Below are 22166 nucleotides of genomic sequence, written 5' to 3' on the forward strand. Positions count from 1 at the left end.
GTGGGACGCCCTCAGGGGTTCGCTGACCGGTCTACACCTGGGCCTTGGCGTCGATGGCCTCGCTCACCTTGGCCACAGCGGCGTCGACGGCGACGCCGTTCTCCTGGGAACCATCCCGGTAGCGGAAGGACACCGTCCCGGCCGCCTGGTCCTCACCACCCGCGATGAGGATGAAGGGCACCTTGGACCGGCTCGCGTTGCGGATCTTCTTGGGGAACCGGTCGTCGGAGGCGTCGAGCTCGACGCGGATGCCATGCGCCGACATCCGGTCCAGCACGTCCTGCAGGTAGGGCTCGTACTCCTCCGCCACGGGAACACCCAGGACCTGCACCGGCGAGAGCCAGGGCGGGAACGCCCCCGCGTAGTGCTCGACGAGCACCCCCATGAAGCGCTCTATCGACCCGAACTTCGCGGAGTGGATCATGACCGGTTGCTTCCGCGCACCGTCGGAGTCCTGGTACTCGAGGCCGAAGCGCTCCGGTTGGTTGAAGTCGTACTGGATCGTGGACATCTGCCAGGTTCGGCCGATCGCGTCGCGAGCCTGGACCGACACCTTGGGGCCGTAGAAGGCGGCCCCGCCCGGGTCCGGGACGAGCTCGAGCCCGGACCCGACGCACACGTCCTCGAGGACCCTGGTCGCCACGGCCCACTGCTCGTCGGTGCCGATGAACTTGTCCTTCTTCTCACCGGTCTCGTCGCGGGTCGACAATTCGAGGTAGAAGTCGTCGAGGCCGAAGTCGCGAAGCAGCGAGAGGACGAAGTCCAGCAGGTGCTTGATCTCGGCCGGCGCCTGCTCGGGGGTGACGTACGAGTGCGAGTCGTCCATCTCGAGACCGCGCACGCGGGTCAGCCCGTGGACCACCCCGGACTTCTCGTAGCGATAGACCGACCCGAACTCGAACAACCGCATCGGCAGGTCGCGGTAGCTGCGCCCGCGCGACCGGAAGATGAGGTTGTGCATGGGGCAGTTCATCGCCTTGAGGTAGTAGTCGCTGCCCTCGAGCTCCATCGGCGGGAACATCGTGTCCGCGTAGTACGGCAGGTGTCCGGAGGTGTGGAACAGCCCCTCCTTGGTGATGTGCGGCGTCCCGACGTACTCGAACCCCTCGTCGATGTGCCGCTGGCGCGCGTAGTCCTCCATCTCGCGCTTGATCACGCCACCCCGAGGGTGGAAGACGGGCAGACCCGAGCCGAGCTCGTCGGGGAAGGAGTACAGGTCGAGCTCGGCACCGATCCGACGGTGGTCCCGACGCTCGGCCTCGGCGAGTCGCGCGAGGTAGGCCGTCAGGTCCGCCTTGCTCGGCCACGCCGTGCCGTAGATGCGCTGCAGCTGCGGGTTCTTCTCGGAGCCGCGCCAGTATGCGGCTGCCGAGCGCATCACCTTGAAAGCGTTGCCGATGAGCTTGGTCGACGGGATGTGCGGGCCGCGGCACAGGTCTCCCCAGGCGACGGTACCGTCCTTGCGCACGTTGTCGTAGATCGTCAGCTGGGCTCCGCCCACTTCGACGGACGCACCTTCTGCGGCATCCTCCGATGCCCCGCCCTTGAGGCCGATGAGCTCGCACTTGTACGGCTCGTGGGTCAGCTCGGCGAGGGCCTCCGAATCGCTGACCTCGCGCCGGACGAACGTCTGACCCTCGTTGATGATGCGCTGCATCGCCTTCTCGATGGCCTTGAGGTCCTCGGGATGGAATGGGACCTCGACGTCGAAGTCGTAGTAGAAGCCGTCGCGGACCGGGGGTCCGATGCCCAACCGGGCGTTCGGGTGCAGCTGCTGGACCGCCTGGGCGAGCACGTGGGCGCAGGAGTGCCGCAGGACGTTGAGTCCGTCCTCGCTGTCGATGGCGACCGGCTCGACCTCGTCACCGTCTGCGAGCGCGTGGGCCAGGTCGACGAGCTCGCCCCCCACGCGCGCCACCACGATCTCCCGGCGTCCCTCGAAGAGCTCGGCCGCGGTCGTCCCGGCCGGCACCGATCGCGCGCTGTCGGCGACGTGGACGGTGATCTCGGCGGACATGGTGCGGTTCTCCTCGCGTCGGGCGACATGACGGTATGCGGCGCACACCGGCCCCCAGCGTAGTCACCCGGGGCCGGGGTGCCGAACCCGTTATCGGCCGCGGTCGGTCCCGGGGGTCAGGCTGAAGTGCCCTGTCTCCCGCCAGTGCCCAAGCCGGTCGACCGTGCGGTCGAGATAGCCGCGCGCCTGCGCCCGGAGGTGCTCGGTGGTGCTTAGGAGGAGGTCGTTGGCGAGGAGGAGCTGACGCGAGGCGACCAGTGCCTCGAACACTGCAGGGGCGACGTCTGGGAGCGACCGGACGTCGCCGTACCCCCCTCGAAGCCGCTCCTCCACCCGAGGAGCGGAACCGCGCAGGTAGAAGGTCGCGATGGCCAGGTCGAGGGCCGGGCTGGCGATGCCGCAGTCGTCGAAGTCGAAGACGGCCAGCTCATCCCGGTGCCACTTGAGGTTGCCACCGTGCAGGTCGCCGTGGACGACGACGGGTGGGCAGTCCCGCTCGGCGGTCAGGATCGCGTCTCGGCACCGGCGCAGGGACCACCGGACCAGGTCGGCCTCCCTGGAGTCCGCAGGAAACGCGTGGCTGAGCCGGTCGTCGTCCCCGAAGAACGGGTCCGTGAAGCTCGACAACCGGCCTCCTGGGGGAAGAGCCCAGCGTTCGGCATGGGCGTGCATGGCCGCCATCGCCCGTCCCATCGCGCGAGCCTGGATCGGGTCGCACTCCCCTACGTCCTCGCCGTCGAGCCAGCTCGCCGCCACGACCACGAACTCCCCGTGTCGGGTCGGCACCATCGTGTGGTCCGCTCCTGCGACCGTTCGCAGCGGAACCGGAAGTCGCAGTGAGGTCTCGGCCGCCAGCGCCCGCATCCAGGCGTGCTGTGCGCGGATGTGCTCCGGCGAGCTGAACGAGTTCGTGTTGACCCGGACCGCGAACCGGTGACCGTCCGAGCCGTCCACCCGGAACGTGGTGTTGAACTCGTGCCGGACCAGTTCGATCCCGCGGACCTCGAGCCCGAAGTGGCCCGCGCCCGTTCGGGCCACCTCACGCAAGAGGTCGACCTGCTCGCCCGAGGCGAGCGACGCATACCCCTCCTCCGGGGTGCGCCTCACCCGTCGCGGCCCTGCCAGGTGCACACGCAGGCCTCGTTGCCGTCGGCGTCAGCGAGCACCCAGAACCGTGGCGCGTCAGCGTCCGAGACAAGGGTGCCCCCTCCCGCGAGCGCGGCCTCGACCCGCGCCTCCGCCTCGTCGTGCGACACGGTGACGTCCAGGTGGATCCGGTTGCGCTGCTCGCGCGGCTCGTCGAGCCGCTGGAACCACAGTGACGGGAGCCGGCCCTCGGGGTCCGAGGCCGCATCCTCCCCGTCGGGGACGAACCCGAGGACGGCAGCCCAGAACGGGATGATCCGGGCAGCGTCCATGGTGTCGACCGCGATCTCGAGCTCGGTGAGCCGCGGGTGCTCGACCGTGCCCCCGTGGTCGGCGACGAGTGGTGTCACCGCGGCCGCGAAGCGAAGGTCGCGGTCGGTGAGGCCCCCCACGTCGTGGCTCGCGACCGCAAGGACGACTCGTCCCCAGCGCAGGTCGATGTCGGGATGGTGCTGCTGCTCCTCGGCGACCGCGCCGACGGCGTCGACGAAGCGCAGCGCCGAGGCGAAGTCGGGGAAGGCCACCGAGAGCATCAGGCGCCCGAGGAGGAGCCGCCACTGGGGCGCGCCCTCCTGGGCCTGTGCGCGGGTCAGGCTCTGGCTCATCTCGCCACTGTAGAACCGGTGGGCCGGTCCGGTCTTCGGAGCGGTCCTCGAACGTGGGAGGGGCGGCGCCGACGGTCTCCCGTCGACGCCGCCCCGTCAGGTGGCTGCCGTCCGGCCTACGGCGTCGCCTCCGCGAGCTCCGAGCTCGTGGACGCGGATCCCGCGGCGGCATCCGGGGCTGCCCAGAAGATGGCGGTGGCCGCCTGGCTCAGGCCGCCCTTCGGGTGCGTCCGGAAGAACACCGAGGTGCCGAAGACCAGCGCCCTGGCCCCGTTGGCGGATTCCGCGGAGATGACCGACGCGTTCCCACCGGCCTCAAGCGGACCGTTGGTCGAGTTGGTCGCCCGCCAGTGCCCGGCGAGCAGCGGGTTGCCGGCAGCGTAGGACTGCTCGACCTTCGTCCCCTCGCCGAGGTCGACGAACGAGACCGCCGGGTAGACGAACGCCGAGTCCTGCGGGTGCGCCGCGAAGACCGAGTCGGCCGGGGTGTCGACAGCCACGATGCCGTTGCCGTCGCCGTTCCCGGATCTGGCGGTCGCCGTGAGCAGCCCGAAAGACCTGGCAGCGGTCAGGGCGCTGGAGCCGCGCCCGATGATCGAGTTGCCTTCGCCGACCCATTCCTCGACCGCATCGCGACCGGCGGACTGGGAGGAGCCGAAGCTCAATCCGCCGCCGAGCCACAGGACGTCGAGGTCGTCCAGGACGCTCGGGTCCGCCGTGATGATCGAGGTCGAGAGCGGAGTCGCATCCGTGAACCCCAGTTGGGCGAGGGACTCGCGATCGTCCTGGTTGCCGGTGTATCCGAGGCGGATGTCCTCGAGAAGCTTCGCTTCCCCGCCCTGGACCGCCGCGGCCTGCGCGGTCGACGAGCTGCGGAAGGCGATGTCGAGGTCGAGCGCGACATCGATCGCGAGCCTGTGCGACTGCGGCGCGACGACCGCTTCCCCGCTGTCCAGGAGCCACACCATGGCGTCCTCGTCGAGCAGGCGGTTCAGGGCCCGGAAGTCCTCGACTCCGGCGACATCGAAGGTGACGTACTGGGCGCGGGCCGGGATGGCCGCCTGCCGCGTCGGCGCGCTGACCAGCTTGGTGCCGTTGATCGGCGCGTCCGTCGTCAGGCCCACCTTGTCCACCGTCGCTCCCCACAGGTAGGAGTACGACCAGGCCGAGATGTCGTACATCAGGGGAACCTTGTCCGAGATGTCCGTGCCGAGATCGAGCAGGGTGTTCGCCAGCGCCCGCTTGGCCTGGTGCATGTCGACGACGTAGGAGCCGCGCGGGTATGTCGTGTCCCCGACTCGGGTGTCGCGGTTGAGCGTGCGCACCTCGATGTCATGGAACAGCAGCTGCTCGACGAGCCGGGTGGCGTCGCTGACCGACCGCTGACCGTCACCCACCGGGATGACATACGCACGCGGCAGGGTGACCGGGTCCTGGTTGTCGGCGACGTCCCACAGCGGCTTCCACTGCTCCGGGCCCGGCACCGAGGCGATGGTCTCGAGCGTCAGCGAGGACTTGGGCTTGCCCTCGACCCCGCGACGGAAGAACTCGATCTGGTTCGCGAGGATGTCGTCGCTGTTCTCCGAGACGTAGTCGACGATGCTCCGGATCGTCTGCTCGGCGACGGCCGTGTTGACGGCGGCACGCTCCGGTGTCTGGACGCTGCCGACGCCCTGGACGTTGACCCGCCGCAGCGGCAGCTCGACGGTGTTGGCGAGGGCGCCGTAGTACGCGGCGTACTGCGCCGTGAAGATCGGCGGGTAGTCGTCCCACCCGGTGGGGGTGTCGCGGTACGGGATGCGGATGCCCCCGGCCGACGACAGCGGGTTGTCCGGGATGGCGGCCGCCACGACGTCCTCCTCGACCTGCAGGGCGGCTGCGTAGGCGTGCGGGATGAAGAGGTCGTACTCGTAGTTCTCACCGTGCGGAGGACCGCAGGGCTCCACCTGGAGGATTCCCGTGTACCCGTGGAGGTCCGCCTGGTACAGCGGCAGGATCGACTGCGTGCTGCGGACGAAGGACGCCGCCTCGGGGTTGACGTTGGTGATCATGTCGCGGTTCGCGTCGAACCCGAGCGAGGTGGCCCGGGTGCCAAGGACACGACCGTCGGGGTTGAGGCTGACGGAGAAGTACAGGCGGTGTGTGGTCAGCAGGTCGCTCACCTCGGACCAGGGTGCCGAGACGAGGTCCTCGATGTAGTTCAGCGAGGCGTCGGTCCCCTCCCACTCATTGCCGTGGATGTTCGCGGAGAACCAGATCGGCTTCTTGTACCCCGCCTTCAGGCGGGCATCGCGGGAGGCCTTGGCCGGCTCGGTCTGGATCATCTCGCGCCAGGCGGTCTGGCGTCGCGTCTCGGCTGCCGTCTCCGGGGCGGTGACGGTGATGAGGTAGAGGTCCTTGCCGAGGGTCGACTCGCCGACCAGCTGGACCGAGACCCGGTCGCTCTCGGCCATCAGCTCGTTGAGCCGGGGAGCGATGTCGGCATACCCGATGAGGTCCGCGACGTAGGACCGGTCGGTCTCGTCCTCGGGAAAGACCTCGAGCGTCGGCTGGAACGGATACGACGAGGGCATGTCGAGCCCCGAGACGAGTGGGACCTCGGGGCGTGGGCCGCGGGCCTCCCGGCGCTCGGCGGCGTTGATGTTGAGCTCCGGCCCGCGGCCCTGGCTGGTCTCGGGCGGTCCGCCCGGTGGTTCGCCTGGCGCCGGTTCGGAGACCGCTGTCGGCGACATGATGAGCGCCGCCGCGAGGGCGGCGGCGGTCGTCGCGAACCAGCGGGAGGCATGACGTGACTGCATGGGACCTCCTGATGTGGAGCCGGGATGAGAGTCCGACCCGACTCCGCCTGATGATGGTGGCCGAAACCTAGCAGCCATCACCCCATGGCGGGGCGGATCCCGACCGAGATAGTTCCGGACACTGAACGATCCGCGTCCTCCCCTGAGCTGCCTTGTCCCGCACACTTTCGGCGGACCGACATGCGAAGGTGATGCCATGCGCACCGCTTCCTACGGAACCTGGCCCTCGCCGATCACCCCGGCCTCCCTCACCGAGGGACAGGTTCGGATCGACGAGGTGCGGATCGACGGGCCCCACACGTGGTGGCTCGAGTCGCGACCGTGGGAGGGAGGGCGTTCGGCGCTGGTCCGGCATGACTCACGCACCGGCGAGCGCCACGACGTCCTCGCACCCCCGTGGAACGTGCGCTCTCGGGTCCACGAGTACGGCGGCGGCGCCTACGCGGTCGGCGACGGCGTGCTGGTCTTCTCCGACTTCTCCTCCGGCAGGCTGTTCCGCGTCAGCACGCACGAGCGCGCCACACCCCTCGAGCCGAGCCCGATCACCCCGGATGTCGCTGTGCGGTACGGAGGGCTCGTGCTGCACGACCACCATGTCTACGGAGTGAGAGAGGACCATCGCAGGGAGGGCGAACCGGTCAACGAGCTCGTCCGGCTCACCGTCGACGGGCCGAACGACGACTGCGGGCAGGTCCTCGCCAGCGGCACCGACTTCGTCTCGCGGCCGGCGGTCTCCCCCGACGGCACCGAGATCGCCTGGATCGCCTGGGACCACCCGAACATGCCCTGGGACTCGACGACTCTCATGGTCGCCGAGGTCACCCATGACGGCCTCGAGCACGTCAGAGCACTGGCGGGCGGCGAGGGGATCTCAGTCGCGCAGCCGCAGTTCGCCGGCGATGGCACCCTCTTCTTCGTCTCCGACGAGGGCGGGTACTGGAACCTCCACCGCCGCGACGGCACCATGACACGGCCGCTCCACAGCCTGGAGGCGGACATCGCCCAGCCCCAGTGGGTGCTCGGCATGGTCGACTACGCGCTGCGGCCCGATGGTTGCGTCCTCGTCAGGCACTGGGTCGACGAGATCGCCCGACTCGGGCTACTCGATCCCGCGACGGGGCGGCTGACCGCGATCGAGGACGAGGGCTCTATGTTCGAACACCTCCAGGCGGCGGGTGACGACCTCGCCTACCGACGGCTGCTCCCCGACCGCCTTCCGGAGGTGGTGCGCGGGCCTATCGACGGTCCCCGCACGGTCATCGGCCGGTCGGCCGAGGACGAGCCTGACCCCGAGCTGGTCTCCGTTCCGGAGCCGTGGACCTGGACCAACTCCTCCGGTGAGGAGGCGCACGGCCTGCTCTACCGACCCCGCACCCCGGATTACCGCGCACCGGACGGCGAGCTGCCGCCGCTCCTGGTCAGCGTGCACGGCGGTCCCACGAGCAGGGCCGAGGCGGCCTACTCCTCGCAGACCCAGTTCTGGACGACCCGAGGGTTCGCGGTCCTCGACGTCAACCACGGCGGCAGCACCGGGTATGGCCGGGCCTACCGGGAGCGGCTGCGCGGTCAGTGGGGTGTCGTCGACATCGACGACTGCATCACCGGGGCGGCCTCACTGGCCGAGGCCGGGATCGTCGACGGCGACCGGCTCGCCATCCACGGCGGCTCAGCGGGCGGCTACACGGTCCTGCGCGCCCTCACGACCTGCACCCTGTTCAGCGCCGGCACGAGCTACTTCGGCATCAGCGACCTCACCGGCCTGCTCGTCGACGACCACAAGTTCGAGTCCCGATACACGTTCGGCCTGGTCGCACCGTGGCCGGAGGGTCGGGAGGTGTATGCGGAGCGCTCGCCCCTGCACCACGTCGAGTCCCTGCACGGTGAGCTCCTCCTGCTCCAGGGAGCCGACGACATCGTGGTCCCGTTGAGCCAGGCGCAGCAGATGGCCGATGCGATGACGGCGGCCGGCAAGGACGTCGAGCTCGTCGTCTACCCGGGCGAGGGGCACGGCTTCCGCTCCGCCGAGGCGATGGTCGACTGCCTCGAGCGTGAGCTCGCGCACTACCTGCACGCTTTCGGGCTCACTGCCGACGCGCCGGGGTCCGACCAAGGGTGATCGACGTCGTCGAAGCGACCATCGCCGGGCTGCGCAGTGCCTTGGAGTCGGGCCGCGCGACGTGCGTGGAGATCGTGCGGGCGCACCTGGCCAGGATCGAGGCCTACGACCGGCCGGGGACGCCGACGGCACTGAACGCCGTGGTGGTCGACAACCCGGACGCGATCGAGGAGGCTCGGGCGGCGGACGAGCGCCGCGGCGCCGGCCACGTGCGTGGCCCGCTCGACGGCATACCCTTCACGGCCAAGGACAGCTTCCTCATGCGGGGCCTGACGGCGGCTGCGGGCAGCCCGGCCTTCGCAGGTCTGGTCGCCCAGCGTGATGCGTTCGCCGTCGGGCGACTCCGGGCGGCCGGCGCCATCTGCCTCGGCCTGACGAACATGCCGCCGATGGCCAACGGCGGCATGCAGCGAGGCCTGTACGGACGGGCCGAGAGTCCATACACCCCCGCCTACCTCACCGCTCCGTTCGTCTCGGGGTCGTCCAACGGTTCGGGCACGGCGACGGCTGCGTCCTTCGCGGTGTTCGGCCTCGGCGAGGAGACCTGGTCCAGCGGTCGGGGGCCGGCCTCGCACAACGCGCTCTGTGCATACACCCCCTCCCGTGGCCTGATCTCGGTGCGGGGCAACTGGCCGCTCGTGCCCACCATGGACGTCGTCGTCCCCCACACCCGCACGATGACGGACCTCCTCGAGGTGCTCGACGTCGTCGTCGCCGACGACCCAGACACCCGCGGCGACCTGTGGCGGACCCAGCAGTGGGTGCCGCTCCCCCGCGCCTCGCGGATCCGCCCCGAGTCGTATGCGGTGCTCGCCTGCCCCGACCGGCCCACCGCGGTGCGTCGGCTGGCCGGGCGCCGCCTCGGCGTGCCCCGGATGTACATCGGCGCGGACCCGGACGCCGGCACCGGCGTGGGGATCGGCGGACCGACCGGCCGGCGCATCGAGACCCGGCCGTCCGTGCTGGAGCTGTGGCAGGCCATGCGGCGTGACCTCGAGGAGGCGGGAGCGCGGGTCGTCGAGGTCGACTTCCCGGCGGTCAGCAACTACGAGGGCGACCGGGCCGGTGCACCCACGATCCGGTCCCGCGGCCTGGTGCCGCCGGCTTTCCTCGACGAGGAGCTCCTCTCGCTGTCCGCCTGGGCCTGGGAGGACTTCCTGGCCGCCAACGGTGACCCTGCACTCAGCACGCTCGCCGGCGTCGACGGGAGTCTCATCTGCCCTGTGCCGAACGGGGCAGTCACCGGCTTCGCCAGCGGCGCCGGCGACGACATCTCGAGCTATCCGGGGTGGGTTCGCGACCATCCGGGCTGGAGCTGGGACGACCTGCCCGAGCTCGCCGACGGCCTGCGCGGCCTCGAGCGGACTCGCACGGTCGACGTCGAGGGGTGGATGGACGGGCTGGGGCTCGATGCCGTCGTCTTCCCCGCCGTCGCCGACGTGGCGCCCGCCGACGCCGACGTCGAGATGGACTCGGCTCGGCTCGCCTGGCGCAACGGAGTGTGGGTGGCCAACGGCAACCTCGCGATCCGACACCTCGGCATCCCCACGGTGACGGTGCCGATGGGCACGATGGCCGACACCGGAATGCCGGCCGGCCTCACCGTCGCAGGGCGGGCCTACGACGACGCGGCCCTGCTACGCCTGGCCGCGGCCGTCGAGGCGCTGCGGCCCCGTCGCACTGCGCCTCCGAGGACCCCACCTCTGCGCTGAGGCGCCTCAGCCGACCTCGAGGGTGAGGACGAGGTGCTCGGTCTCGGGGTTGCGCGCCGATCGGAGCCCTGCGGTGCGCGACCCGTCGTCGCCCCTGTCGACGACGAGCTCGACGGAGCCCGGCAGGAGCACGGGCTTGCGGAACCACACGTGCGAGGTCGACGGGCCGTCCGCAGCGGGCCCCAGGGCGGCCATCGTGCGCGCGTAGGTCCACATGCCGTGCGCGATCGCACGGGGGAACCCCATGGCTTTGGCGGTGAGCGGGTACAGGTGGATGGGATTGACGTCGCCGCTCACACCGGCGTACGTGCGGCCGAGGTCACCCGGCAGACGCCATCGGGAAGCGGGCGGCCCCTGTGGCATGGCCGGAGCAGCAGTGCCCGGCTCGGCGTCCGGTGTCGAGCGGCCGCGGGAGAGGTAGGTCGAGCGCCCGTGCCAGACCGGCTCACCGTCGCAGTGCGCCTCCGTGACCAGGTCGACGACGGTGCCCTTCGGGTGCGGTCGGAGGTCCTCGGCGTGGACCGCGATCGTCAGCGGGTCGTCGGCGGTGAGCCGCTGGCGGACGGTGATGACGTTCTCGAGGTGGACCAGGCCGGCGAGGGGCAGCGGGAACCCGCGCCGGGCCATCAGCTCCGCCTGGAGCGGGAAGCCGAGGACGTGCGGATAGGTGTGCGGCAATGTGTCGCCCACCGGCATGCCGCAGACCCCCTGGTAGTCGGCGAGGTCGTCCCGGTCGACAGCCAGGTCCGAGAGCTCGAGGACGGTCTCGGGCAGGGGACCCTCTCCGGAGCGGCCGCGAGCGGTGAGCACGGCCTTGAGGAAGGTAGCCGCCAGCGAGGGTGGCGCGGCGAGGGTCTCGACCGCCTGCGCGGAGGTGGCGCTCATGCTCCGAGCCACCCCTGGCCGCAGACCCGGACCACGTTGCCGTTCACCGCGGCGCTGGCGTCCTGGGCGAAGTAGGCGATCGTCTCGGCCACGTCGATGGGCAGCCCGCCCTGGGACAGCGAGTTGACCCTGCGTCCCAGCTCGCGGGTCGCCACCGGCATCCGGGCCGTCATCTCCGTCTCGATGAACCCCGGCGCGACCGCGTTGACGGTGATCCTCCGCGCGGCGAGGTCCTCCTCGTGCGCCATCGTCTCGACGACGCCGATGATGCCGGCCTTGGACGCGGCATAGTTCGCCTGACCACGGTTGCCGGCGATCCCGGAGGTGGAGGAGACGAGGACGATGTGCCCGCCGTCGCGCACGCCGCCCTCCCCGAGCAGGGCCTCGTTCATCCGCAGGATGGAGAGGAGGTTGACGTCGAGGACCGAGCGCCAGCGGTCCTCGTCGGTGTTGACGAGGAGCTTGTCGCGGGTGATGCCGGCGTTGTGGACGACGATGTCGATGCCGCCGAAGCGTGCGCAGTGCTCGACGATCCGGGCGCCGGCGTCCTCGGCCGTCACATCGAGCTGCAGGGCCGTGCCGCCGATCCGGTTGGCGACCTTCGCGAGTGCGTCGCCGGCCGACGGGACGTCGACGCAGACGACCTTGGCGCCGTCCCGCGCCATGACGTCCGCGATCGCGGCGCCGATACCCCGGGCCGCTCCGGTGACGACCGCGACCTTGCCCTCCAGGGGCCGGTCCCAGGAGTCGGGGACGGGTGCAGCCGTGGCGCCGGTGGCGCCGACGGTGAAGACCTGCCCGGAGACGTATGCGCTGCGTCCCGAGAGCAGAAAGCGGATCGTCGACTCGATGGCGCCGTCCGCACCGTCGGAGACGAGGACGAGGTTGGCGGTGCCGCCGCCGCGCAGCTCCTTGCCCACCGAGCGCGTGATGCCCTCGAGGGCGCGGCGGACCGCGCCCAGAGCGGGGTCCTTGTGCCCGTCGAACGGCGGGCGGCCGAGCACGATGACCCGGCCATGCTTGCCGAGCGCCTTCAGGCCCGGCGCGAGGACGGCCCGCGCGGACTCGAGGTCGGCGGGTGTGCGCACCTCGGACAGGTCGAGGATGACGGCGCCGAGCCGGTGCTGACCGGGGTCGGAGAGGACCTGCACGTTGTGCGTCGAGAGGACGGCGCCGATCTTGACGGCGAGCGGCGCGGCGCCGTGGCCGCCCAGCAGAACCGGCCCGGGAACGATCGGCGCGCCGGGCTCGTAGCGCCGCAGCTCGGTGGGCTTGGGCAGTCCGAGGGCGCCGGCGATACGGGCGCCGATCGGCGAGTTGACGAGGGAGCTGTAGGTGTCGGACATCAGGTTCTCTTCCGTTGGTGTGCTGTGCGTGAAGACCCGGCGGTTCCGCTCACGCAGGTCTGGCTCAGGTAGGTCTGGCTCAGGCGCCTTCGAGGATGGCGACGACGCCTTGACCACCGGCAGCGCAGATTGACACGAGTCCTCGGCTCCCAGGCCCCTGGGCGTGGAGTGTCTTGGCGAGCGTCGCGACGATGCGGCCGCCGGTCGCGGCGAACGGGTGGCCAGCCGCCAGCGATGAGCCGTGTACGTTGAGCCGGCTGCGGTCGATGGAGCCCAGCGGGGCGTCGAGACCGAGGCGGTCGCGGCAGAAGTCCGGGTCCTCCCAGGCCTTGAGGGTCGAGAGGACCGTCGCGGCAAAGGCCTCGTGGATCTCGTAGTAGTCGAAGTCCTGAAGGGTCAGCCCGTTGCGAGCGAGCAGGCGGGGCACCGCGTAGGCGGGCGCCATGAGCAGTCCCTCGTCTCCGTGGACGTAGTCGACCGCCGCCGTCTCGCCGTCGACGAACCAGGCCTGGGGGGCGAGGCCGCGCTCGGCCGCCCACTCCTCGGTGCCGAGGAGCACCGTGGAGGCGCCGTCCGTCAGAGGCGTCGAGTTGCCGGCGGTCAGCGTGGCGCCCTCACCCTTGCCGAACACCGGCTTGAGCGCGCCGAGCTTGTCGATGGAGGACTCGGGGCGCAGGTTCTGGTCCTTGCCGAGGCCGAGGAAGCCGGTCATGAGGTCGTCGAAGAAGCCCTCGTCGTAGGCGCGAGCGAGGTTCTGGTGGCTCGCGAGGGCCAGCTCGTCCTGCTCCTCGCGGCTGATGCCCCAGGTCTGCGCGGTGATGGCCATGTGCTCACCCATCGACAGCCCCGTCCGCGGCTCGCTGTTCTGCGGCTGCGCCGGCACGAGGTCGGACGGGCGGATGCCGGCCAGGGCCTTGGCCCGGGTCGCGGGGGTCTTGGCGAAGCTCGCGGCGAGGATCGACTTGCGCAGCCGTTCGCTCAGCACGAGGGGCGCGTCGGAGGAGGTGTCCACTCCCCCGGCGACGCCGACGTCGATCTGGCCGAGGGCGACCTTGTTGGCGATGTAGATCGCCGCTTGAAGCCCGGTCCCGCACGCCTGCTGCAGGTCGCAGGCCGGGGTCGCGTGGTCGAGCGAGGAGCCGAGCACGGTCTCGCGGGTGAGGTTGAAATCGCGGCTGTGCTTGACGACCGCACCGGCGGCCACCTCCCCGAGCCGCTCACCCGCCAGGCCGTACCGAGCGATCAGGCCCTCGAGGGCAGCGGTGAGCATGTCCTGGTTGGACGCCTTGGCATAGGCCCCTCCCTGTCGTGCAAACGGTATGCGGTTGCCGCCGATGACGGCGACCTTGCGGACGGTGGTGGTCACGTCGGTCTCCTTAGGTCACGTGCACAATCGGTGCGTCGGCGCGAGAAGGCGACCGCGGCCGCGTGAGGGCACGGAGCAGCGACGTCGTGCGCGCGAGGGATGGTGGTTGCTCCGAAGGTATCAGGTACCGGCAGTACCTGCTAACGTCGTCGACGTGAGCGCGACCACACCCGCCGCGGGTGCCGACGAGGCCCAGGTGACCACGGTCGACGGGCGCAGCCGGCGCTGGGACGAGCACCGCGCAGCCCGGCGGCAGGAGCTCGTCGACGCCACGCTCCGCGCGATCCGCGTCCACGGTGCCAAGGTGGGGATGGACGACATCGCCGCCGTTGCCGGCACGTCCAAGACGGTCTTCTACAGACACTTCACCGACCGGTCCGGACTGTACGCCGCGGTCTCCGCGCGCGTGGACGCGAACATCATGCGCGATGTCACCTCGGCTGCGGGTGACCGCAGCGGGTCCCACCACGGAGGGCGCGCCGTCATCGCGGCGGCGATCGACGCATACCTGCGAATGGTCGAGGAGGAGCCCGAGATCTACCGGTTCGTCGTCACCGCTCCCCTGCTCGAGCGGGGCGCCGTCGGTGACCCCAGCGCACCCGTCAGCGCTCACATCGCCGAGCAGATCAGCGCGCTTCTCGACGCCACCCTGGCTGCGGGCGTCAGCGAGCCGGTGCGCTCGCGCGTCTGGGCGCACGGAGTGGTCGGCATGGTCCGGGCCGCAGCGGACGACTGGCTCACCCGTGGCGGTGCGCACTCAGGGCTGGACCGGACCGAGCTCGCCGATCTCCTCACCGACCTCGCCTGGTCGGGCCTGTCCGGCGCCTGGTCCTGATGCGAGAGGTGGAGGGCGTCAGCCGGCGGTGACCGAGGGCGACGCTGGCGTATCAGCCGAGCCCGGCGGCACTCTTATGTGATGAGAGCTCCGCTGGTGCGGGGTCGACCACAGAGGAGGACACCATGAACACGAAGCCATGGAAGACGGCCGGATCGGGAACGGTCTCGCCGGCCGTGGCGGGGATCCAGTACCTCCTGCGAGCCCGCGGCCACCTCGTGACGCCGGACGGTTCCTACGGGCCGGCGACGATGGCTGCGGTCACGGCCTTCCAGTCCGCCGCAGGTCTGTCGGCCGACGGTGTGGTCGGACCCCAGACCTGGCCGGCGCTCGTCATCACGACGCGCGACGGATCGACCGGTGACGCCGTCCGTGCCGTCCAGCAGTTCGGGCTCATCCCCTCCCCCGGCCTGGAGCCGTTGGTCGTGGACGGTTCCTACGGGCCGGCCACCACGGACCGGGTTAGGCAGTTCCAGCGGTCGTGGGGGCTGGGGCTCGACGGCATCACCGGCCCGGAGACGTGGTCGTTTCTCAGCACCCTCGCACCCGGCCCGCGGCCGTGGCCGTTGGTCAAGCAAGGAGCCACCCAGGCCACGAACTGGCGGGTGCTCGCCGCCCAGCGCCTCCTGCGCGCGAGAGGCGCGACGATCGTTGCAGACGGCGACTTCGGAGCGGCCAGCGGCGCGGCGGTCCAGGCGTTCCAGCACACCTTGCGAACCACGGAGATCGGCTCCACCCTGGGCCAGTTGGACTGGCCTTCCCTGATTCTCACCGTTCGCACCGGTGACCATGGCGAGGCGGTCAAGGCCCTCCAGACCCTGCTCCCGGGAGGCCTCACCGTCGACGGCTCCTTCGGCCCCGCGACCGAGGCGGCCGTCCGTGAGTTCCAGTCGATGTTCGCTCCACCTGTCGACGGAGTCGTCGGACCGGTCACCTGGCACGCTCTCACCCAGCCCATCTTCGACTGACCGGCTGCCGTGTGAAACGCCGGCCTGCCGCCCTGAGGAGGCTCGAGGAGGACGGGAGACCACTCCACACGCCGCCGCTGCGTTCCGCGACGGCAATCGCTGGAGACCCGAGACCCGCATACCCGGGAGGGGCCACCCTGATGACCTGAGGGGCACATCGCCTGCGGACGGTCTCGCTGCGCCCTCCGAACGGAGAGCGCCGGAGAGGCTTCAGGAGTAATGTCCGAAGCTACGGTTCACGATGTGGGGAGGTCGGAATGGGTGTGGTGTCCTCAGTGGCAGGGCGGCTGGCCGCCGGCGCCGCGGGTGGTGCGGCAGGGACGTTGGCGATGGACCTGGTCTGGTACGCCCGCTACCGCCGCGGTGGCGGCACCCAGGGATTCGCAGACTGGGAGACCGCCGCGGGAACGACCTCGTACGACGACGCCCCGGCTCCCGGTCAGGTCGCTCGAAAGCTGAGTGTCGCTGTGCTCGGGCGGGAACCGTCTCCGTCGTCGGCCCGCGCGATGACGAACGTCATGCACTGGGCGACCGGAGTGCAGTGGGGGGTGGCCGGGGGCTTGGCGGCGCCCCTTGTACGCCGCGTCGGCCCGATACCGGGAGGTGTTGGACTTGCCTCCGTCGCCTTCGGTACCGCGTACGTCGTCCTTCCCCTGCTCGGGGTCTATAAGCCGATCTGGGAGTACGACCGCAAGGTGATCCTGCAGGACGCGACCGCCCATCTGGTGTACGGCATCACCGGGGCGATAGTGATCTCCGCGGTCGCTCCCCGCTGAACGCGGCGGAGGGCCGGCGTCCATGGGGCCGGATCTGCAGGTGCGAGCTCGACGACCCAGAGCGAGTCACTTGGCCGGCCGCGGCTCCACGGCGCGAGGAGCGCCGCCCCACAGAGCACCAAGACACGGAGGCAGCGTCTGACCCGCACGTGACACCGCATCCGATCAGCGGCGGTTCCCCGCGACCTGACCACACATCAAGAAACGGAGATCAGGGCTCGCGGTTCGAGATCGACGCGTTGCACTGTCGCCCCTGGCCTTTGGAGTCAAGGGAGGATCCGACGTCTTCCTCATCCTTGAGCGCGGCACGCGGCGACGAGCGGACTAGGAGATCAGGATCTTCGACGGGTCATTGGTTCACTAGACCCTTCGTACTCCCCCACTGCTCTCGGCTACTCCGGTGAGCGTCACAGCGCCCACAAAGGGCTACTGCTGGAATGGGTTGATGAGGGCAAGCCCGGAGACGATGGCGAAGTCATCGATATTGCGGGTGGCCAGTTCATGGCCGCCGGACCGGCAGATGCCGGCGATCTGAGCGTCGGCCAGAGACATGGGCCGCCCGGCGGCCTGGGCGGCTACCAGGATCGCGGCGGTCTCTTGAGCTGCAGGCAGGTCGTAGACCACAACGGCGTCGGCGAAGGTGTCCACCAGGTCGTGCCACTGGCCCTCGAGTTCTCGTCGCCGCCGCCCGGCCGGGAGGAGCCCGAGGCCTCGTTCGATCTCCTCCACGGTCACAACACAGATGCTCAGGTCAGCCGGCGCGACGGTGCGCGCCCAGGCTATGACCACCGGATCGGGGTCGTCCCGCATGAACTCGGACACCACGTTGGTGTCAGCGATGATCACGACAGGTCCACCGGCCGGGGCTGGTCGGTCCGAGCCGGAACCTCGAGCTCGACGCCCCCTGCCTTCGCCATTGACGCGTGCAGCGAGAGGAGGAAGTTGTGCTCGGGGACGTTGACCGCAGCGTCGAGGATCGCGCGGACCTCGGCCTCGACCGAGCGGCCGTGTTCCGCCGCTCGCCCCCGGAGCCGGGCATGCGTGCGTTCATCGAGTTGCCTGATCGTCAAGGTACTCATCACTCACCTCCTAGTGACAGCAATGCTAGCACTCCGTGGTCCACGAGTCACAGCCCCGCAAGTCGGCGTGGTGGGTTAGGTCGTGATGTTGACGGCGTGCGTTGTTGTGGTGTGGGCGCGTTGCTGTCGGGCCATGAGGATTGATGCGGCGATGAGCCAGAGGGGCAGGAGGAGGTAGGTGACGAAGCCGCCGGGTGGGATGCCGGCGGTGCCGAGGGCGCCGAGGGCGCCGAAAATGATGGTGGGGATGGTGAACCACTTCGGCAGCAGGGCCCCGCGGTGTCCGCCGAGCCCGGTCGCGATGAATGCGGTGGCCAGGCCGATGCCCATTCCGGCCCAGCCGAAGAAGTGCACGTAGCTCAGGGCCTTTAGTGCCGCGTCGTCCGCGGCGACCGCGGCGCCGTTGATCAGGCCCCAGTTCCAGGTGACCATCTGCGAGATGCCGGCCACGACCACGAGCCAGCCGCCATAGGCGATGTGCGAGAAGGTCGCCTCGCCGGGTTCGCCCGAGCGCAGCAGGTTGCGCACGGCCGTGGCGAAGATCAGCAGGCTCATGCCCATCAGGACCAGGCATGCCACGCTTGCGTAGTTGGTCGCGAGGTTGTCGCGGACGACGCTGGTGGTGGCTGCTCCTGGCGCGTCACGGGTTGTGGTCCTCTGCAGCGCTGACTGGCCGATCCAGCACAGGCCGGCGACCGCGCCGCTGTATGGCAGGAGGCTCTCGAATGTGTTGCGCGGCATGGTCTGTTCCCTCGCGTTCGTGTACCGGCGTCTCTCACCGGCGGGACAACCTTCGACCGTGACCAGACCCAGCCGCATGATGCAGCCGTCCCGCTCGGGTCGGGAACAGTTCCCGGGAAGGCTGACGGCTGCGGGCACTGCCGCCACAATGGCGACATGGTCTATGGAGCCGTCGCGGTGGGCGCTGGGGTCCCGCTCGCCTTGGGGATTCTCCTGGCGTTGCGCAGTGCCCAGCGTCGGATCGCGTGGCTGCTGCTCGCACATGGCGTATCGGTCGGGTTGCTGCTGGGTGCCTCTCGGACCACGGGCACAGGCACGAGCGCGCAAGCGCTCGATCAGCTGGCGCAAGGCGGCTGGATTCTCCTCTTCCTGTGGCTGGTGCTGTTGGCCTACCTGGTGCCAGATGGCCACCTTCTTTCCGCGGGCTGGCGGTCGTGGGTGGGCGCCGGTGTGGTCGGGGCGGTGCTGTTCGTGGTCGGGGCCGCCGGTGACGCGGACAGCTTCCGAGAGGAGCACCCCGGCCAGGATCCTCCCCTGGGCGCGCTTCCTCAGCCGCTCGCCGACGTTCTCGGTGTGGTCGGTCTCGCTCTGGTGGTGCTGCTGTTCATCGGCTCCGCGATCGCAGTGGGCGCCAGGTTGAAGAGCGCTGTCGGCGTCGTGCGGACGCAGCTGCTGTGGCTGGTCTGGGGTGCTGTGGCTGTTCCGCTCGGACTGATGGTGGGCTGGACCAACCACTTCCTCCTCGGTGACCACGACTGGCTGACTTATGCCGCGTTGACCGTTGTGGCCGTCGCGTTGCCGAGCGTCATCGCCATCGCCGTCCTGCGGCATCAGCTCTTCGACATCCAGGTTGTGTTGAGCCGAACGCTGACTTATGCAGCCCTGATGGTGGGCCTGGTCGTGGTGTACGCCCTGGTGCTCTTCGCCGCCGAGAGGGTCGGCGGCACGAGCACCCTTGGCGGCCTGCTGGCGGTCGGTGTCGTCGCGGTCGCGGTCTCCCCGGCCCACTCCTGGCTGCGTCGGCGAATCGAACGTGCCGTCTACGGCTACCGATCCGATCCACACCGGGCACTGCGGCTGCTGGCCGACCGCGCCGAGGCCGCTCACGCCGAGACGCTCTCCGCGTCCATCACCGACGCCGTGGCGGAGGCGCTGCGCGTGGAGAAGGTGTGGGTCGACACCGGCAACGCCATCCACGAGGAGCACGTCGTCCGGGTCCCACTGCGACACCGCGGTCAGGAACTGGGCGACCTGGCGCTCGAAGTGCCACCCGGTCGGCGACTCTCGTTAGCCGACATGTCGCTGCTCGATGACCTAGCGAGATACGCCGCGGTCCTGGTCAAGGCAAGCCAGGCGGGCGACCAGCTTCGCGTGTCCAGGTCCCGGATCGTCGCCGGCCGCGAGGAGGAACGTCGCCGGCTTCGCCGCGACCTGCACGACGGAATCGGCCCGTCGTTGGCGGCCATCGTGCTGATGCTCAACGCGGCCGGATCCCGCACCGACAGCACCGAACGCAGCGCGCTGCTGGACGAGGCCCGCGCAGAGGCCAAAGACGCCATCGCCGAGGTTCGGCGGCTCGTCGACGACCTGCGCCCGGCCGCGATCGACGAGGTCGGCCTCCTCGGCGCGATCCGCCAGCGCGCCATGGGCCTGTCCGGCGAGCTTGCCATCGAGGTGACCGGACCCACAGCTCTGCCCGCCCTGCCCGCGGCGGTCGAGGTCGCAGCGTACCGGATCGCATCCGAGGCCATGACCAACGTCGCCCGGCACTCCGGGGCGTCCCGCTGCCGAGTCACCATCGCCGTCAACGGCTCGTTGGAGCTCACCATCGCCGACAACGGGCACGGCGTCGAGCAGCCCATACACGGCGGTCTCGGATGGACCTCCATGCGGGAACGTGCCGCCGAGCTCGGCGGCACGTGCACCATCTCCTCTCGCACCCCCAACGAAGGCCTCATCGTGCACGCCATCCTCCCGCTCCACGACACACCGCACCAACCAGCCGACATCAAGGCCGAGCGATGATCCGCCTCCTCGTCGCCGACGACCACCCCGCCTTCCGGCGCGGACTCCAATTCATGCTCGCCGACACCGACGACATCAGCATCGAGGGTGAAGCAGCCACCGGCGCTCAAGCCGTCGAGCTCGCCAACCAGCTCGCTCCCGACGTCATTCTCATGGACCTTCGCATGCCCGACCTGGACGGCATCGAGGCAACCCGTCGGCTCAGCCGCAACAACCCCGCTCCAGCGATCGTCGTCCTGACCATGTTCGAGGACGACGACTCGGTCCTCGCCGCGATGCGAGCCGGCGCCCGCGGCTATCTCCTCAAAGGCGCCGAGCAAGACGAGATCGTGCGGGCGATCCGCGCAGCCGCTGCAGGCGAGGCGATCTTCGGCCCACAAATCGCCCAGCGCGTCATCGACCACTTCACCCACAGCGCCCGCTCGACAACCACGGCGTTCCCCGCTCTGACCGAACGCGAACGGCAGGTCCTCGAACTCATCGCCGCCGGAAAGGGCAACGCCAGCATCGCCCACGAACTGATGATCAACCTCAAGACCGTACGCAACCACGTCTCGAACATCTTCACCAAGCTCCAGGTCTCCGACAGGTCGGCCGCCATCGTCAGAGCACGACAGTCAGGACTGGGCGGCACCTAATCTGGGCGACGGAGGGCACGAGATCAGGTCCGAGCGATTCAAGGAAGCCGCCCATCCGAGCGGCGATGTGTGGATGCACCACCCCGAGCTGCGCAAGGTCGCCGAAGTCGATGACGAGGTCCGTCAGTGGCTAGCCGAGACCTATGCCAACGCGAGAACGTCATCGCCCCACATGCTGCGCGACGCCAACCACAGTGCTGCACTTCGCCGGAAGTCGCGGGGCAAAGCAGCGTTCAGCACCCGGGACGGATGAGCGCTTTGTGTGCCGGTTTTGGTGCGTAGAGATGGTGCAGGTGACCCATGCGTCGGCCTATCTGATCGGGCGACGATGAGTCAGCCCGGGCAGACGGCCCGGCCGATAGGAGGACACCCGCATGACCGCACAGCACCTTGCCGCCCCCGCGGAGCTGAACGAGATCCAAGCCCTGGACACCCGGCCGCCGCTTTCCCGCGCCGCCCAACTGGCCGTCGCAGCGAGCCTGATCGCGGCCGGCCTCCTCAACGGAGGTACCCAGTTCGTCGGCCATCTCGTCATCGATGACGGCAGCGGCGACTTCAGCGACCAGATCCGCTGGGGCGTCGAGCACCCCGTCTTCCACGGCGTGGAGCAGTTCGCGCTCTTGGCGAGCATGGTGTTCCTGCCGGTCGCCGTCCTCGGTCTGGCCCAGGTGACGCGGCACCGGGCGCCGCGGCTGACCGCCGCCGGGATCGTGCTCACCTTGTGGGGCTTCTGGGGTTTTCACAACATCCTCGCGCTGGGCTACACCGCCGGGACGATCGCACCGTCCGCGCTCGGGGTGGATGCCGCGGTCCGGCTCAATGACGCCTTTATGGAGGACCCCGGTTCGGTGTTCGGAGCGTTGGTGCCGCATCTGCTCGGCTCGTTCCTGGGCCTGATCCTGTTGGCGGCGGCGGGCTGGCGTGGCAGGAGTCTGCCGCGCATCCCGCTGGTCCTGCTGGTCGCGTTCCTGCTCTGGGACTTCCTCCTGCCGCCGGCCGGGCCGCTGGAGGCACACCTGCTGCTGCTGATCTGCTTCGGTTGGCTCGGAGTGCACGTGGCGCGGATGTCGTGGCAGGAGTGGAGCGGGACGGCGGAGGTCGGAACATACTGAT

Annotated in this window: 18 protein-coding genes; 8 read left to right on the plus strand and 10 right to left on the minus strand. The window is 70.0% G+C overall.

The features are described from left to right. Positions 1–31: 31 nt before the first annotated feature. The 4 genes from thrS to GA707_RS15655 form a co-directional block, all read right to left on the minus strand. Positions 32–2017, minus strand: a complete 1986-nt coding sequence (gene thrS / locus GA707_RS15640; RefSeq protein ID WP_152179367.1) for a threonine--tRNA ligase — start codon at positions 2015–2017, stop codon at positions 32–34. Between the two features lie 90 nt (positions 2018–2107). Further along, positions 2108–3124 (minus strand): phosphotransferase enzyme family protein, encoded by a 1017-nt coding sequence (locus GA707_RS15645; protein WP_193315367.1) that lies wholly within the window; start codon positions 3122–3124, stop codon positions 2108–2110. Next, positions 3121–3768 carry a VOC family protein gene (locus tag GA707_RS15650; RefSeq protein ID WP_152179369.1) on the minus strand — a complete coding sequence of 216 codons (648 nt, stop codon included), beginning with the start codon at positions 3766–3768 and terminating at the stop codon, positions 3121–3123. Before GA707_RS15650 ends, GA707_RS15645 begins: the two co-directional genes overlap by 4 nt. A 116-nt stretch (positions 3769–3884) precedes the next feature. Next, entirely contained in the window at positions 3885–6566 is a 2682-nt protein-coding gene (locus GA707_RS15655) for a M14 family zinc carboxypeptidase (protein WP_193315368.1), read from the minus strand. Between the two features lie 196 nt (positions 6567–6762). Here GA707_RS15655 and GA707_RS15660 point away from each other — a divergent pair, with 196 nt between their 5' ends. Next, entirely contained in the window at positions 6763–8682 is a 1920-nt protein-coding gene (locus tag GA707_RS15660) for a S9 family peptidase (RefSeq protein ID WP_152179371.1), read from the plus strand. Then, a complete protein-coding gene (locus tag GA707_RS15665) occupies positions 8679–10394 on the plus strand; it encodes an amidase (protein WP_152179372.1) in 1716 nt (571 codons plus the stop codon). Before GA707_RS15660 ends, GA707_RS15665 begins: the two co-directional genes overlap by 4 nt. 6 nt (positions 10395–10400) lie before the next feature. Here GA707_RS15665 and GA707_RS15670 read toward each other — a convergent pair whose 3' ends face one another. From GA707_RS15670 to GA707_RS15680, 3 genes are all read right to left on the minus strand, one after another. Next, positions 10401–11279 carry a MaoC/PaaZ C-terminal domain-containing protein gene (locus tag GA707_RS15670; RefSeq protein WP_152179373.1) on the minus strand — a complete coding sequence of 293 codons (879 nt, stop codon included), beginning with the start codon at positions 11277–11279 and terminating at the stop codon, positions 10401–10403. Further along, on the minus strand, positions 11276–12625 hold the full coding sequence (locus tag GA707_RS15675) for a 3-oxoacyl-ACP reductase (RefSeq protein WP_152179374.1): 1350 nt from the start codon (positions 12623–12625) through the stop codon (positions 11276–11278). Before GA707_RS15675 ends, GA707_RS15670 begins: the two co-directional genes overlap by 4 nt. A 79-nt stretch (positions 12626–12704) precedes the next feature. Continuing rightward, positions 12705–13991, minus strand: coding sequence for an acetyl-CoA C-acetyltransferase (locus GA707_RS15680; RefSeq protein ID WP_152179375.1), 1287 nt, complete (start codon positions 13989–13991; stop codon positions 12705–12707). Positions 13992–14145: 154 nt separating this feature from the next. Here GA707_RS15680 and GA707_RS15685 point away from each other — a divergent pair, with 154 nt between their 5' ends. The 3 genes from GA707_RS15685 to GA707_RS15695 all read left to right on the plus strand — a co-directional run bounded on the left by GA707_RS15685 (position 14146) and on the right by GA707_RS15695 (position 16570). Then, on the plus strand, positions 14146–14826 hold the full coding sequence (locus GA707_RS15685; RefSeq protein WP_226963851.1) for a TetR family transcriptional regulator: 681 nt from the start codon (positions 14146–14148) through the stop codon (positions 14824–14826). Positions 14827–14951: 125 nt separating this feature from the next. Continuing rightward, complete coding sequence (locus tag GA707_RS15690; protein WP_152179377.1) at positions 14952–15794, plus strand: peptidoglycan-binding protein; 843 nt, start codon at positions 14952–14954, stop codon at positions 15792–15794. A 257-nt stretch (positions 15795–16051) separates the two neighbouring features. Next, positions 16052–16570, plus strand: a complete 519-nt coding sequence (locus GA707_RS15695) for a hypothetical protein (RefSeq protein ID WP_152179378.1) — start codon at positions 16052–16054, stop codon at positions 16568–16570. 426 nt (positions 16571–16996) lie between these two features. On the opposite strand, the gene GA707_RS15700 is transcribed toward GA707_RS15695, so the two are convergent. The 3 genes from GA707_RS15700 to GA707_RS15710 all read right to left on the minus strand — a co-directional run bounded on the left by GA707_RS15700 (position 16997) and on the right by GA707_RS15710 (position 18390). Further along, positions 16997–17416 carry a type II toxin-antitoxin system VapC family toxin gene (locus GA707_RS15700; RefSeq protein ID WP_061620102.1) on the minus strand — a complete coding sequence of 140 codons (420 nt, stop codon included), beginning with the start codon at positions 17414–17416 and terminating at the stop codon, positions 16997–16999. Next, a complete protein-coding gene (locus tag GA707_RS15705; RefSeq protein WP_152179379.1) occupies positions 17413–17649 on the minus strand; it encodes a toxin-antitoxin system antitoxin subunit in 237 nt (78 codons plus the stop codon). The genes GA707_RS15700 and GA707_RS15705 overlap by 4 nt, the downstream gene beginning before the upstream one ends. Before the next feature lie 75 nt (positions 17650–17724). Next, a complete protein-coding gene (locus GA707_RS15710; protein WP_152179380.1) occupies positions 17725–18390 on the minus strand; it encodes a hypothetical protein in 666 nt (221 codons plus the stop codon). A 156-nt stretch (positions 18391–18546) separates the two neighbouring features. Here GA707_RS15710 and GA707_RS15715 point away from each other — a divergent pair, with 156 nt between their 5' ends. From GA707_RS15715 to GA707_RS15725, 3 genes are all read left to right on the plus strand, one after another. Further along, positions 18547–20415 (plus strand): histidine kinase, encoded by a 1869-nt coding sequence (locus GA707_RS15715; protein ID WP_152179381.1) that lies wholly within the window; start codon positions 18547–18549, stop codon positions 20413–20415. After that, positions 20412–21053 carry a response regulator transcription factor gene (locus GA707_RS15720; RefSeq protein WP_152179382.1) on the plus strand — a complete coding sequence of 214 codons (642 nt, stop codon included), beginning with the start codon at positions 20412–20414 and terminating at the stop codon, positions 21051–21053. The genes GA707_RS15715 and GA707_RS15720 overlap by 4 nt, the downstream gene beginning before the upstream one ends. 374 nt (positions 21054–21427) lie before the next feature. Continuing rightward, positions 21428–22165, plus strand: a complete 738-nt coding sequence (locus GA707_RS15725; RefSeq protein ID WP_152179383.1) for a hypothetical protein — start codon at positions 21428–21430, stop codon at positions 22163–22165. The last annotated feature ends 1 nt before the right edge of the window (position 22166 follow it).

Origin of the sequence: Nostocoides sp. F2B08 (assembly GCF_009184895.1) — a bacterium.
GTDB lineage: Bacteria > Actinomycetota > Actinomycetes > Actinomycetales > Dermatophilaceae > F2B08.

Bases quoted from the DNA above. Each gene is read 5' to 3' on its own strand.
- thrS (WP_152179367.1), bottom strand. From the start codon at position 2,017: ATGTCCGCCGAGATCACCGTCCACGTCGCCGACAGCGCGCGATCGGTG.
- GA707_RS15650 (WP_152179369.1), bottom strand. From the start codon at position 3,768: ATGAGCCAGAGCCTGACCCGCGCACAGGCCCAGGAGGGCGCGCCCCAG.
- GA707_RS15655 (WP_193315368.1), bottom strand. From the start codon at position 6,566: ATGCAGTCACGTCATGCCTCCCGCTGGTTCGCGACGACCGCCGCCGCC.
- GA707_RS15660 (WP_152179371.1), top strand. From the start codon at position 6,763: ATGCGCACCGCTTCCTACGGAACCTGGCCCTCGCCGATCACCCCGGCC.
- GA707_RS15670 (WP_152179373.1), bottom strand. From the start codon at position 11,279: ATGAGCGCCACCTCCGCGCAGGCGGTCGAGACCCTCGCCGCGCCACCC.
- GA707_RS15675 (WP_152179374.1), bottom strand. From the start codon at position 12,625: ATGTCCGACACCTACAGCTCCCTCGTCAACTCGCCGATCGGCGCCCGT.
- GA707_RS15690 (WP_152179377.1), top strand. From the start codon at position 14,952: ATGAACACGAAGCCATGGAAGACGGCCGGATCGGGAACGGTCTCGCCG.
- GA707_RS15695 (WP_152179378.1), top strand. From the start codon at position 16,052: ATGGGTGTGGTGTCCTCAGTGGCAGGGCGGCTGGCCGCCGGCGCCGCG.
- GA707_RS15705 (WP_152179379.1), bottom strand. From the start codon at position 17,649: ATGAGTACCTTGACGATCAGGCAACTCGATGAACGCACGCATGCCCGG.
- GA707_RS15710 (WP_152179380.1), bottom strand. From the start codon at position 18,390: ATGCCGCGCAACACATTCGAGAGCCTCCTGCCATACAGCGGCGCGGTC.
- GA707_RS15715 (WP_152179381.1), top strand. From the start codon at position 18,547: ATGGTCTATGGAGCCGTCGCGGTGGGCGCTGGGGTCCCGCTCGCCTTG.
- GA707_RS15720 (WP_152179382.1), top strand. From the start codon at position 20,412: ATGATCCGCCTCCTCGTCGCCGACGACCACCCCGCCTTCCGGCGCGGA.
- GA707_RS15725 (WP_152179383.1), top strand. From the start codon at position 21,428: ATGACCGCACAGCACCTTGCCGCCCCCGCGGAGCTGAACGAGATCCAA.